Genomic DNA, 12,521 nt, shown 5'->3' with positions numbered 1-12,521 from the left:
GCCTCAATACGCGTCGGCGTTGTCGATATTAAAATTGTAGAGCGTGCGCGCCGAACCGTAGCGCTTGAACTCCGACGGCTTGACGCCGGTGACGCCGGCACGGTCGAGCAGGCCTTGAAGCAACTCCAGATGCTCGGGCCGCATCTCCTTGGCGATGCAGTCGGCACCCAGGCTGTCGACCTTGCCGCGCACGAAGAGCCGCGCCTCGTAGATGGAATCACCCAGCGCATCGCCGGCATCGCCCAGCACCACCAGATTGCCGGACTGCGCCATGAAGGCCGACATATGGCCGATATTGCCGTGCACCACGATGTCGATGCCCTTCATCGAAATGCCGCAGCGCGACGAGGCGTTGCCCTCGATGACCAGCAGGCCGCCCTTGCCGGTCGCGCCGGCATACTGGCTGGCGTCGCCTTTGATCGTGATCGAGCCCGACATCATGTTCTCGCCAACGCCGGGTCCCGCCGAGCCATGCACGGTAATGGTACTGCCCGAATTCATGCCGCCACAGTAGTAGCCGACACTGCCGCGCACATCGATGGAAACAGGCTGGTCGACGCCGACGGCGACCGAATGGCTGCCCTTCGGGTGCAGCACTTCCCATGCCGTTTCATTCGAACCGGGCGTGAGATTGTGCAGTGCCTGGTTGAGCTCGCGCAGCGACGACACATCGAGGTCGAACACCCGGGAGGCGTGGTCGCTCGCCGCCGCCTTTGAAAGTTTGGTTGCGGGCATGAACTCAATGCTCCCAGAAATAAACGGTTGCGGGTTCCGGTTCCCAGACCCTCGCATTGTCTATGCCGGGCAGTTTGGTCAGCGCGCGATATTCTGAACCGAAGGCGACATACTGGTCGGTCTCGGCCATGACGGCGGGCTTGCAGGCGATCGGGTCGCGCACCACGCCAAAACCGTTCTTGGTGCCAACGACGAAGGTGAAGAAGCCGTCGAGGTCGGAAAGCGTGCCTTCCAGCGCCTCGCCGAGGTTCTTGCCATGCGCCATCTGTGAGGAGAGATAGGCGGCGGCCACCTCGGTGTCGTTCTCCGTCTCGAATTTCATGCCCTCACGGATCAGCTCGCGGCGGACATTGTTGTGGTTCGACAGTGAGCCATTGTGCACCAGGCACTGGTCGGCGCCGGTCGAGAACGGATGCGCGCCCATCGTCGTCACCGCCGATTCCGTCGCCATGCGGGTGTGGCCGATGCCGTGCGTGCCGGTCATCTTGCGGACGTCAAACCGATCGACCACCGCCTCGGGCAGGCCGACTTCTTTGTAGATCTCGACGACGTCGCCGGCGCCCATGATGCGAATGTCGGGGCGCAGCGTCTGGATCGCCTCGCGCGCTTCGTCGATCTTGGCCGGCGTTGTCCTGACGACGGCATGGGTCGACTTCACCGCAATGCTCACCGGCACGCCGATCGCTTTGGCGAGCTCGGCATCGAGGCCCGGAAAATCGCGCGAGGGCTTCGCCGACTGGATGGTGATCTTGGCTTCATTCTTGGAGGGCGCGCCATAGATGGCGATGCCTGCGCTGTCCGGGCCGCGATCGCTGAGCGAGACCAGCATCTCCGACAGCATCGCACCGAGCTTCGGCTCCAGCGACTTGTCCTTCAAAAACAGTCCGACAATTCCACACATGTCAGCCTCCCGGCGTTTGTAGCTAAGAGATGATGTACCGAATGCGTTGCGTGAATTCAATCACATGAAAAAAATTTTCCTGTAGTTACGTATGCGGCGCAATGCCGCCATGCGAATTATCGCTGCCCTGCGCGGCATTGTGAACCCACAGCGCGTGGCGGATGCGGGCGAGCTTGTAGGCGTCGAGGACCGACAGCGCATAGATCAGGAAACCGCCGGCATGACGGCCGATGAAGCTGGCGTCTGCCGGCGCGATCTTGGCGGTGACCCAGGCCAGGATCACCATGAAAAACAGAAACTGCAGCCCGCGCACCGGCACGCCCAGGATGACATGGCCGCTTGCCGGCAGCACGATTGCGGCGCCGAGGACGAGATACGGGTTTGTCGGCGCCGGCGAGGTGTCTGAACTGCTCATGCGGCTTGCCGTTCGCTTTTGTTGATGGCGTCGCGCAGTGCCGACAGGGATACGAGCAGTCGCTGAATCAGTGCCGGATCGATCTGAGCGTCACCGAATGCGGCCTGCCGGAAAACGCCGTAACGCGCCCGCTCGGCCTCGGCCAGCAGCCAGACGATACGCACTCCGTTAGGCGTGATCAGCAACTCCTTGGCGCGTCCTTCTGAAAAGGCCTGCAGATGGTCGGCGATGATGCCTTGCGGGAAACGCGTGCCGCGGCGGTCGGTCCGCAGCACTGCCTCGGCTGGAAATCCCGGAGCCTTGGGCAGCGTATGCTGGAGATGGTCGAAATTGGAGAAGGTCGTCGGCGAGCCCGGCCGCATCATCATGTCGAAGGTGGCTGGCACGGCGACCTTTTCGGTGACCGAAATGCTGAGCCAGCGTGCCGGGAGTTTTCGCGTCGCCAGCGTATCGACGATGGTGCGCAGTTGAACGCGCTGGCTGTTCCAAGAGCCTTCCCAAGTGATGACACCGGCGGTGCCGTCCGAAACATCGGCGGCGTCGGCAATGACGGTGCGGATGCCGGCCTCGTCGGCGGCGAGCGCTTCTGAAGCCCTGTTGCGGCTGCGCCGTGCCAGCCACGCAAAGTGCAGGGCGAGGGCCAGGACAATGGCCCCGGCAAGCAGTGCTGATGTCACTTCGGACATTTTATCATGTCCGGCCCGCCAAGGATCTGGACGGGCCGTCTCCCATCAATAGCCCTGCGGTTTCGGCCACGGCATGGTGAACTGGTCGCCGCGCCGCACGAATTTGTAGCGGTAGAAATGGAACCACAGCGAGATCAGGAAATAGAAGATGGTCATCGCGATCAGCTGCGAACCGAAGCCGAGGAAGATGGCGAAGAAGGTCACCACGCACAGGCAGAACAGCACGATCGCCGGCAGCGGATGGAAGGGGTGCGTGTAGCCGCGGCGGATCGTGCCGAGCGGCCACTTCTTGCGGAACATCATGATGTTGATGCTCATGAACGTGTATTGCAGCACGCCCGACAGGATCGAGAAGGTGATCGCCTGGTTGAGGTCGGCGATGAAGGCGAAGGCGAGCGCAATCGGCAGCAGGAACAGGATCGAGCGGTAGGGCGTGCGGTATTTCGGATGCACCGCCGAGAACCAGCTCGGCAGATAGCGGTCGCGGCCAAGCGAGAACCAGGCGCGTGCCGCATCGTTGATGCAGCCATTCGCCGAGGCCAGCGCCGCCAGCAGCGTGGCGATGAACAGGAGGTTTTCCAGCAGCGGGCTGCCCGTCAGCTTGCCGGCGTCCCACAGCGGATAATAGGTGATGCCGAGATATTCCCACGGCATCAGCGAGGCGCAGACATACCAGGTCATGGCGGCGGCGATCAAAAGCGTGATCATGCCGGCCATAGTGCCATAGGGCAGGGAGCGGGCCGGCGAGCGCACTTCCTCGGCGGCCTGCGTGGTGCCTTCTATGCCGAGATAATACCAGATGCCGAACTGGAAGGCGGCAATGACGCCGATCCAGCCATAGGGCAGCGCATTGCCGGGAGTAACCAACTCGTTGAGCTTCAGCACAGCCCCTTGCGTCCACGGGCTGACCGAGAAGAACAGGATGACGATCGAGATATAGGCGATTGCCGTGATGACGAAGTTGACGTTGAGCGTCATCAGCACGCCGCGATAGTTGAGCCACGCCAGCACCACGATGGTGGCGGCGATGAAGGAATTGTGGGTGAGCCCTTCGACGCCGGCTTTGGCGACGATGGTGTCGCCGAGCAGGATGGCGTCCGACACTTCGAGCATCGTGTAGGCAAACACCAGGAACAGCGCGACGTTGAAGGCCATAAGCGGCCCGACAATGTGCTTGGCCTGCGCATACTGGCCGCCGGCCGCCGCGACTGTCGACGTCACTTCGGAATCGATCATGGCGACCGAGGTGTAGAGCAGCCCGACGATCCAGCAGACGATCAGCGCGGCCAGCGCGCCGCCCTTGTCGGCGGAAAAATTCCAGCCGGTGAACTCACCGACCAGAACGATGCCGACGCCGAGCGCCCAGACATGGGCGGGGCCGAGCACCCGAAGAAGCGAAACCCTGTCGCCGTGAATTGCCGGTTCAAGTGCGGTCGTCATTGTTCAGTCCCCACTCAGATCCGGTGTTTTTCGGAAACGGCTTCAAGTTCGCCTTCGCGCGACGAGGTCAAAACGTCCTCGGAATAGGTCGTATCGACCTTGAACCAGTCGTAGAGCATCCACAGCGCGAGCAAGACCGAGATGCCCCAGCATGCGTAAGAGAGTGCAATCCACATGATCGTGTTCCCCGATTGCTCGTCGAAGCTTTTACTTGTCGTCGAATTTTTCGTTGATGACGTCGCGATATTCGCGGTCGGAAGCGCGGAACAGGAAGACGAAATAACCGATCAGCACCGCCGCCATGATGATCAGCGTCGGCCAGTCGATGACATAGTGGAAGCGGTTCTGGATGACGTCATGCGCGGTCTCGGGCGTATAGCCGAGCTTCTCCCAGATCGCGGCCATGGTCGGGTTCTGGCCAAGTGCTTCCCAGGTCTTGGCGTCGAGCGCGTCGATGGATTTGGCGGCTCCGGCGAACCCCAGTTTCAGCGGTAGCCATAGCGCCACGAAAATGGCGACCACCACGACGACAATATCGAAAACCTGGCCGGCCTTGCTTTGCTCCGGCGGCGTATAGCGCGACATCTCTTGTACCCTTCAGGACTTGCGGTTGCGGGATGCGTCGGCGTTCTTGATATCGAGGCCGTAGATGAAGTCCTTGTCTTCCTTGTAGTGTTTGACCATCGCCAGGATCGCGGCCGTGTTGAAGATCAGCACGGCGGCGGCGGCAATCGCGACAACGGCCTTGATGCCGCTGTCGGGAATGTACGGCCATGTCATGAAGAGGACGAAGAGGATCGTCGCCCACAGGCAGATGATCAGGAGCGCGGATCCGCGCAAGTCGGAACGGTACAGCGCTTCGATGCGCTGCTGCAGGTCTGACATCGGTTTTCCCCTTCTTTCCGACGCCCGGTTCCGAATCGGCCGCGCGTCGCTCTCTTTCAAGAGAGTGAAATTTTTTTCATAAATTCAGACCGTTTCCGGCAATTGTCAAGGCGAATTTACGTTGAGTTAACCGTTTGCTTGGGGCAGTCGATTTTGCCTGACAATGAAATTATTTGCTTTCAGGGGATTGCGGCTCTCCCGCGTTTGCGGTCAATATTCAACCCAAAGCTCCGGTCAATGCGCCAAGGAGCAGGGAACAATGGATTTTTGAACGGAGGACGATCGGATGACGGCATCCTGGAGATTCTCGACCCTGGCGGATCGCCATCGCGCGCTGGGTTCGAAGCTCGAAGACTGGAGCGGTATGGGGACCGCTTGGACCTACGACAAGGACGCCGACGAAGAGTACACCGCCATCCGCACCAAGGCCGGGCTGATGGATGTGTCGGGCCTCAAGAAGGTCCACATCACCGGCCCGCACGCCTCGCATCTCATCGACCTCGCCACCACCCGCGACGTGGAAAAGATCTACCCCGGCAAGTCGGCCTATGCCTGCATGCTGAACGAGGCGGGAAAATTCACCGACGACTGCATCCTCTACCGCACCGGCCCGAACGCCTGGATGGTGGTGCACGGCTCAGGCACTGGCCATGAGGAGTTGCAGCGCGCTTCCGTCGGCCGCGATGTGTCGCTGCGCTTCGACGACAATCTGCACGATCTGTCGCTGCAGGGGCCGACCGCGGTCGACTATCTCGCCAAGCACGTGCCGGGCATCCGCGACCTCAACTATTTCCATCACATGCAGACGCAGCTGTTCGGTTTCCCGGTGATGATCTCGCGCACCGGCTATACCGGCGAGCGCGGCTACGAGATCTTCTGCCGCGGCCAGGACGCCGGCGCGATCTGGGACAGGATTCTCGACGAGGGTAAGAGCGCCGGCATCATTCCATGCCGCTTCACCACGCTCGATATGCTGCGGGTCGAAAGCTACCTCTTGTTCTACCCTTACGATAATTCCCAAAAATACCCGTTCGAGAATGACGGCCCCGGCGATACGCTGTGGGAGCTCGGCCTCGACTTCACCGTCAGCCCCGGCAAGACCGGATTCCGTGGGGCCGAGGAGCACTACCGCCTCAAGGGCAAGGAGCGCTTCAAGATCTATGGTGTGTTGTTGGACGGCAAACAGCCGGCCGACGAAGGCGCGCCGGTCTATCGCGACGGCAAAAAGGTCGGCGTTGTGACCTGCGCCATGTATTCGCCGCTGGTCAAGAAATCGATGGGCATTGCCCGCCTCGATGTCGACTGCGCGGTCAAGGACACCAAGCTCGAAATCCGCAACAAGAGCGGATCGATCAAGGCGACGGCGCAGCCCTTGCCGTTCGACGATCCCAAAAAGACCAAGCGCACCGCCAAGGGTTGAGGCATCATCAACAGCGAGGGATTTTAAGGCATAAATTGAGAATGGCAGCCAAGACGATCATCAGCCGGCCCATTTACGGAACCCTGTCTCCGCAGCCCGGCAAGCATCATCTTTTCATCGCCGATGCGGAAGGCGCGCTGGCGATCGTTGATATGGCAAAGGTGGCTCCGCCCGGTTTCTTCGGCGGCTCCGAAATCGTCTTCATCCCAGGCCCCGACGGCAAACACGTCGCAGCACTCGAAGCGCTGAAGCCGGCCCAGTTCCATCAAGCGCCGTCCTTTGCCAGCCTGCTGCCGCGACTGAAGCAGACACTGAGCAACGCCCATATGGGCCTGCGCCTCTACCTCGCCGGCACCGAAGGTCTGATCGGCCAGGCGATGCAGGTGGCGCTCGAAGCCGGCATCGATCACACCTCGATGCAAACCGAGCATCGCGGCTCGCTGGCGCGGCGCATGCAGTGCGTGCATTGCAAGGGCATCACCGAAAACGTCACGACGCAGCCGGCGACCTGCGCGCATTGCGGCCTGCTGCTTCTGGTGCGCGATCACTATTCCCGGCGCCTCGCTGCCTTCCAGGGCGTCTGCATCAATGCCGAGGATCGCTCGGAGATTCCTCCAATGGAGGAGGCCTTCCCATGAGCACCGGCACCACCAAGCTCGATGTCGTGGTCAGCGATGTCGTTCCGGTCAACGACCTAGTCACCCGCTTCCATTTCCGCCGGCGCGACGGCGAGCTGTTGCCGACCTTTTCCGGCGGCGCCCATGTCGTGGTCGAGATGCGCGATGGCGACCGCACAAGGCTCAATCCCTATTCGCTGATGGGCTCGCCGCTCGACACGCGCGAATACACGATCTCGGTGCGCCGCGACGATGTCGGCCGTGGCGGCTCGCTGTTCATGCATCGGTCCGTCAAGCCGGGCCTGGAGATGGTGATCAGCTATCCCGTCAATCTGTTCTCGCTCGATCTCAGGGCGAAGAAGCATCTGATGCTGGCCGGCGGCATCGGCATCACCCCGTTCATGGCGCAGACCGCGCAGCTGGCGGGGGAGGGCGGCAATTTCGAACTGCACTACACCTGCCGCACCGCTTCGCTCGGCACCTATGCCGACGTGCTGCGGGAGCGTTACGACAGGCGCATCAGGCTCTATCATGACGATCTGGACGAGCGCATCGATCTCGACCGGCTGCTGTCGACGCAGCCGCTCGGCACGCATCTCTATGTCTGCGGTCCGGCCGGCATGATCAACTGGGTGCGCGACCGCGCAGCCGCCTTGGGCTGGCCCTCGGAGGCCGTGCATTTCGAGCATTTCGCGGCACCCCAGCCCGGCCTGCCCTTCGATGTGACGCTGGCAGTCAGCGGCAAGACGATCCGCGTCGATGAACAGCAGAGCCTGCTGGAAGCGATCGAGGCGGCCGGCGTCGATCCGCCCTATCTCTGCCGCGGCGGCGTCTGCGGCCAGTGCGAAACCAACGTCATCTCTTACGATGGCAAGTTCATCCACAACGACCACTGGCTGAGCGAGGAAGATCATCGCTCCGGCTGCAAGATCATGCCGTGCGTCTCGCGCTTCGAGGGCAAGTCGCTGGTGCTGGAGCGGTAGGAGGAAATCATGGGCATCACCTTTCGCAAGGAAACGTTCCGCGACGATTTCACCTTCAAGAACAGCCCGGAGCACATCAGGCGGTTCCCGTTCCCGTTCCATGAAGACGCCTACATGTATGCGGTCAACATCGAGCCGCATGTTGTCGGCCCAAAAGGCAGCGTGCTGGAAAACCTGATCGACGTCGACGAGCACTATGTCGCCGAGATGCAGGACCGCGCGCTGGTGCTGGCCGAGGATCCGCTGCGCTGCCAGTCGCTGCCGCATATGACGCTGGCCGGCTGGGACCTGCTCGAACTTTTGATGGAGCAGCAGGCGCTCGGCTATCCCGAACATTTCACGCTGACGCGCGACGGCGACCGCTGGCACTGGATCAACCGGCCGCTCGGCATCGACGACACCTTCACCTTCGGCGACACGTCGACTTTGCCTTACGGGCCGATGGAATACATCACCCGCCAGAGCCAGGGCGATTTCTGCATCCTCGACCAGCGCGATGGCAATCTGTGGATGGATGCCGGCATGGTCACCACGCAGGCCGACTGGTCGCTCGATTTCGACATCGGCATGAATTTTTTCGAGTGGCACGCGCCGGTGCCGCTGGCGCATGAGAAGGGGATTTTCACCAGGGCGCTGAAGTTCCTCACCAACATCCAGCAGGGCAAGCCGGCGCGGCGCCTCAACTGGACCATGACCATCAATCCACGCCTCGACACCAGCCCCGAAAATTACCACAAGTGGGGTCCAGACCGCACCACGGTGACGCCGGACAATGTCGGCGACAAGGTGCATCTGCGCGTCGAATTGCAGAGTTTTTGGCGGCTGCCGCGCTCCAACGGCATCGTCTTCCCGATCCGCTGCTACCTGATCAAGATGGACGAACTGGTGACGCAGCCGAAATGGGCACGCCGCCTGCACCGCGTCATCCGTGATCTGCCCGACGAGTTGGCCAACTACAAGGGTCTGACCCGGTATAGGCCGACGCTGGTGGAGTGGCTGTCTAAGCTCGACGACGGCAGCCCAACTTCACCCGGTTTCGGGCCGGACTGAGGTGTATTGAAATTCAGGTCAGGCCGAGTCGAAAATGGTGGCTTCCGAGAACCGGAGCGGAGCGTACTTTTGTACGTGAGCACCGGAAGCGCAGGAAGCCGCCATTTGCAGGCCGGCCTGACCTGAATTGCAATACACCTCACCCCGCGCTGTTCTGCGGATAGCAGATAATCGACAAATACCGCATCGGCAGTTTCGTCAGTTGCTCCGGTCCATGCGGCGCGTCGGCATCGAAGAACAGGCTGTCGCCGGGCTTCATCGGATAGAGGTTGCTGCCGTGCCGGTAAACGACCTCACCCTCCAGCATGTAGAGGAATTCCATGCCCTCATGCTGGAAGGTCGGGAACACGTCCGAATCCTCGGTCAGCGTGATCAGATAGGGTTCGACGACGACGCCGCTGGTGTTGGAGCCGATATGGCCGAGTAGATTGTATTGGTGGCCGGCGCGCGTGCCGCGGCGCTCGACATCGAGGCCTTCGCCAGCCTTGACGAAGACAGCGCTGCGCTCTTCCTCGAAGCGGCGGAAGAAGGCGGTGACCGGAACGCCGAGCGCCCGCGACAGCGCCTGCAAGGTGGTCAGCGACGGCGAGGTGATGCCATTCTCGATCTTCGACAGCATGCCCAGCGAAATGTCGGTGGCGACAGCGAGATCGGCGACGGTGATGCCGAGTTTCTTGCGGAACGCCCGCACCTCGCGGCCGATCGCCACCTCCAGAACTTTCTCGCGGGTGTCGCGGATAGCATGCGGGTTCTGCATCAGCGGCGCCCGGATGGTCTTGCCGTCCGCCGAGACCTTCGGCAACGGCTTTGGCTTGGCGCCGGCAAGTCCGGCCTTGGAACTGTCTTTCGCCATGTCGCCCCCCGGACGTCGCGGATTTATTTCACTCTAGGTGAACATTAGAGGTGGCGATACAGCAGTGCGGCGGTGTCGGCAAGCCGTCTTAGGTCGCACGAGCGGATCCCATGAATTCTGCCCGCGAATGTTTTTCGCCAGGAATCCTGTCCGCACAAACGCCGTTCCCGCAGATGTCTGTTGACAGCACCGAAGCGCCAATTAGTGTCACTGTCAGTGAAATTTGTTTCGCTGGGGAAATCAAAAAGAGGAGGCCCTGGAAATGAAAACTCGTGTTGCCGTTATCGGCGCCGGACCGTCCGGCCTGGCACAGCTCAGGGCCTTCAAGTCGGCTGCCGACAAGGGCGCTGACATTCCTGAAATCATCTGTTTCGAAAAGCAATCCGACTGGGGTGGCCTTTGGAACTACACCTGGCGCACCGGTCTCGACGAGCATGGCGATCCCGTGCACGGCTCGATGTATCGCTACCTCTGGTCGAACGGACCGAAGGAATGCCTGGAATTCGCCGACTACACGTTCGAGGAGCATTTCGGCCGGCCGATCGGTTCCTACCCGCCGCGCGCCGTGCTGTGGGATTACATCAAGGGCCGCGTCGAGAAGTCAGGCCTGCGCAAATGGGTGCGCTTCAACAGCCCGGTGCGCATGGTGACGTTCTCGGACGAAACGAAGAAATTCACCGTCACCGCGCATGACCGCAGCAACGACGTCACCTATTCCGAAGAGTTCGACAATGTCGTCGTCGCTTCGGGGCATTTTTCGGTACCCAACGTTCCCTATTTCGAAGGTTTTTCGACCTTCAACGGCCGCATCCTGCACAGCCACGATTTCCGCGACGCAATGGAATTCAAGGGCAAGGATATCCTGATCATCGGCCGTTCCTATTCGGCCGAGGACATTGGCTCGCAGTGCTACAAATACGGCGCCAAGTCGATCACCTCCAGCTACCGTTCGAAGCCGATGGGCTTCAAATGGCCGGACAATTGGAAAGAGGTGCCGCTGCTGCAGAAGGTCGTCGGCAAGACCGCCCACTTCAAGGACGGCTCAACCAAGGATGTCGACGCCATCATCCTGTGCACCGGTTATCTCCATTCCTTCCCGTTCCTGACCGACGATCTCAAGCTCAAGACCGCCAACCGCATGTGGCCGCTCGACCTCTATGAGGGCGTCGTCTGGGAGAAGAATCCAAAACTGTCCTATATCGGCATGCAGGATCAGTTCTACACCTTCAACATGTTCGACGCGCAGGCCTGGTTCGCCCGCGACGTCATCATGGGTCGCATCAAGCTGCCGTCGGCAGAGGCGATGGCCGCGCATGGCGCCAAATGGCGCGCGCGTGAAGAGACGCTGGAAGATGCCGAGCAGATGATCTGGTTCCAGGGCGACTACACCAAGGAATTGATGGACCAGACCGACTATCCCGGCTTCGATGTCGAGGCGGTCAACCAGACCTTCATGGAGTGGGAACACCACAAGGCGGAAGACATTATGAGCTTCCGCGATCACGCCTACCGCTCGCTGATGACCGGCACCATGGCGCCGCTGCATCACACGCCCTGGCTGCAGGCGCTCGACGATTCGATGGAGAGCTATCTCGAGATGAAAGGCGTCGCGGCGGAGTAGGCCATGATCCCGAACCGGAGGTCAGCGAAGCAAAAAGTGGGAACCGGTTTTCTCGGACAAACGGTTTCGTTTGTCCCGAGATCATGGCCCAGCTAAAGATTGCTGCGCTTCAATCCAGCGGATAGTCTGGAGCCGCATCCGTCTCGGTCACCTTGACCGAGAGAACATCGCAATCGTTGGCCCAGTCCGGGCCATCGCCGCGCATGGCCATCATGTCGGCCATCAGCAGGAACTGCATGGTTCGGAGTGCCCAATCGGTCGGTTCTTGCGGCCAGGCGAAGACGCCGGCGGCGTCGCCGCCGAACTTCACATCGTGGCAGACGAAACCGACGTCGACCTTCCAGGATCGCAGCGCCGCGCCCGGCGGAGGATAGGGCGGATCGGGAAGCTCGAAATAGCTCGCGACCATGAGCTTCGTCGGCTCCGCCGGCTCGATGTTCTTGGCTTTGAAGGCGGCAATGGCGTCGTCGCGAAAACGCTCGAGCAGGCCGTCCCGTGCCAATTTGTAGGTCGACCGAAAGAAGCCGCCGGCCCAGACCGATTCGTCCTTCTCGTTGGAGATGAGCAGCGAGGCGCGGAAGCGGCGCAGCCTTGGCGCCAAAATCCGCCAGTTGCACTCGACAGGGGTCGCCGGCGTCGCGATGAAATCGTCGAGAAGGTCGCTGCCGCGCACATTGGCGTTCAGCACCGAACAGTCTTCGCCGTAGAGGTGCCAGAGCTGCCTGAGCTCCGCGGCAGCGATGCCGGGCCCGCGCAGTTCCTCCACCGAGGCGCGAACCCGCGCGATGGCATAGGATGTTGCCGCATCCAGCGTTTCAAATCCGCGAACCATACGCTCGCCATCCGGTTTGCCAGTCTTGGCCATGTCGAAGACGAGAACGGTAAAGGGCGGCTCACCCGGCTCGGCCATTCGGC

Annotated in this window: 15 protein-coding genes; 5 read left to right on the top strand and 10 right to left on the bottom strand. The window is 61.3% G+C overall.

The annotated features are described in order from the left end of the window. Nucleotides 1-3 precede the first annotated feature (3 nt). The 8 genes from AC56QX_RS30100 to AC56QX_RS30065 form a co-directional block, all read right to left on the bottom strand. Entirely contained in the window at nt 4-735 is a 732-nt protein-coding gene (locus AC56QX_RS30100; protein WP_497112168.1) for a GltB/FmdC/FwdC-like GXGXG domain-containing protein, read from the bottom strand. A 4-nt stretch (nt 736-739) separates the two neighbouring features. Continuing rightward, complete coding sequence (locus AC56QX_RS30095; RefSeq protein WP_497112167.1) at nt 740-1,636, bottom strand: class II glutamine amidotransferase; 897 nt, start codon at nt 1,634-1,636, stop codon at nt 740-742. Between the two features lie 85 nt (nt 1,637-1,721). Beyond that, nucleotides 1,722-2,051 (bottom strand): hypothetical protein, encoded by a 330-nt coding sequence (locus AC56QX_RS30090; protein WP_497112166.1) that lies wholly within the window; start codon nt 2,049-2,051, stop codon nt 1,722-1,724. Beyond that, complete coding sequence (locus AC56QX_RS30085) at nt 2,048-2,737, bottom strand: hypothetical protein (protein WP_497112165.1); 690 nt, start codon at nt 2,735-2,737, stop codon at nt 2,048-2,050. Before AC56QX_RS30085 ends, AC56QX_RS30090 begins: the two co-directional genes overlap by 4 nt. Nucleotides 2,738-2,782: 45 nt before the next feature. After that, nucleotides 2,783-4,177 carry an APC family permease gene (locus tag AC56QX_RS30080; protein ID WP_497112164.1) on the bottom strand — a complete coding sequence of 465 codons (1,395 nt, stop codon included), beginning with the start codon at nt 4,175-4,177 and terminating at the stop codon, nt 2,783-2,785. Between the two features lie 14 nt (nt 4,178-4,191). Then, entirely contained in the window at nt 4,192-4,353 is a 162-nt protein-coding gene (locus tag AC56QX_RS30075; protein WP_497112163.1) for a hypothetical protein, read from the bottom strand. A 31-nt stretch (nt 4,354-4,384) separates the two neighbouring features. Next, nucleotides 4,385-4,762, bottom strand: coding sequence for a hypothetical protein (locus AC56QX_RS30070; RefSeq protein WP_497112161.1), 378 nt, complete (start codon nt 4,760-4,762; stop codon nt 4,385-4,387). A 12-nt stretch (nt 4,763-4,774) separates the two neighbouring features. Next, entirely contained in the window at nt 4,775-5,062 is a 288-nt protein-coding gene (locus tag AC56QX_RS30065; RefSeq protein ID WP_172231720.1) for a hypothetical protein, read from the bottom strand. A gap of 286 nt (nt 5,063-5,348) precedes the next feature. Here AC56QX_RS30065 and AC56QX_RS30060 point away from each other — a divergent pair, with 286 nt between their 5' ends. Genes AC56QX_RS30060 through AC56QX_RS30045 form a run of 4 tightly spaced genes read left to right on the top strand, consistent with a single transcriptional unit; the run spans nt 5,349 to nt 9,132 of the window. After that, complete coding sequence (locus AC56QX_RS30060; RefSeq protein WP_497112159.1) at nt 5,349-6,482, top strand: aminomethyl transferase family protein; 1,134 nt, start codon at nt 5,349-5,351, stop codon at nt 6,480-6,482. A gap of 41 nt (nt 6,483-6,523) precedes the next feature. Then, nucleotides 6,524-7,120, top strand: a complete 597-nt coding sequence (locus AC56QX_RS30055) for a dimethylamine monooxygenase subunit DmmA family protein (protein WP_497112157.1) — start codon at nt 6,524-6,526, stop codon at nt 7,118-7,120. Next, the gene (locus AC56QX_RS30050) at nt 7,117-8,082 is read left to right on the top strand and encodes a PDR/VanB family oxidoreductase (RefSeq protein ID WP_497112156.1); all 966 of its coding nucleotides are present in this window, start codon (nt 7,117-7,119) and stop codon (nt 8,080-8,082) included. Before AC56QX_RS30055 ends, AC56QX_RS30050 begins: the two co-directional genes overlap by 4 nt. A 9-nt stretch (nt 8,083-8,091) precedes the next feature. Further along, nucleotides 8,092-9,132 (top strand): heme-dependent oxidative N-demethylase family protein, encoded by a 1,041-nt coding sequence (locus tag AC56QX_RS30045; RefSeq protein ID WP_497112155.1) that lies wholly within the window; start codon nt 8,092-8,094, stop codon nt 9,130-9,132. Between the two features lie 139 nt (nt 9,133-9,271). Here the strand turns inward: AC56QX_RS30045 and AC56QX_RS30040 are convergent, their stop codons facing one another. Continuing rightward, a complete protein-coding gene (locus AC56QX_RS30040; protein WP_475451967.1) occupies nt 9,272-9,985 on the bottom strand; it encodes a helix-turn-helix domain-containing protein in 714 nt (237 codons plus the stop codon). A gap of 262 nt (nt 9,986-10,247) precedes the next feature. Between AC56QX_RS30040 and AC56QX_RS30035 the strand changes: the two genes are divergently transcribed. Then, entirely contained in the window at nt 10,248-11,606 is a 1,359-nt protein-coding gene (locus AC56QX_RS30035) for a trimethylamine monooxygenase (RefSeq protein ID WP_497112154.1), read from the top strand. A gap of 109 nt (nt 11,607-11,715) precedes the next feature. Here the strand turns inward: AC56QX_RS30035 and AC56QX_RS30030 are convergent, their stop codons facing one another. After that, the gene (locus AC56QX_RS30030; RefSeq protein WP_497112152.1) at nt 11,716-12,516 is read right to left on the bottom strand and encodes a hypothetical protein; all 801 of its coding nucleotides are present in this window, start codon (nt 12,514-12,516) and stop codon (nt 11,716-11,718) included. Between the last annotated feature and the right edge of the window lie 5 nt (nt 12,517-12,521).

This window comes from Mesorhizobium sp. RCAM 06353, from assembly GCF_059683585.1.
This window is presented reverse-complemented; position numbering and strand designations above follow the sequence as displayed.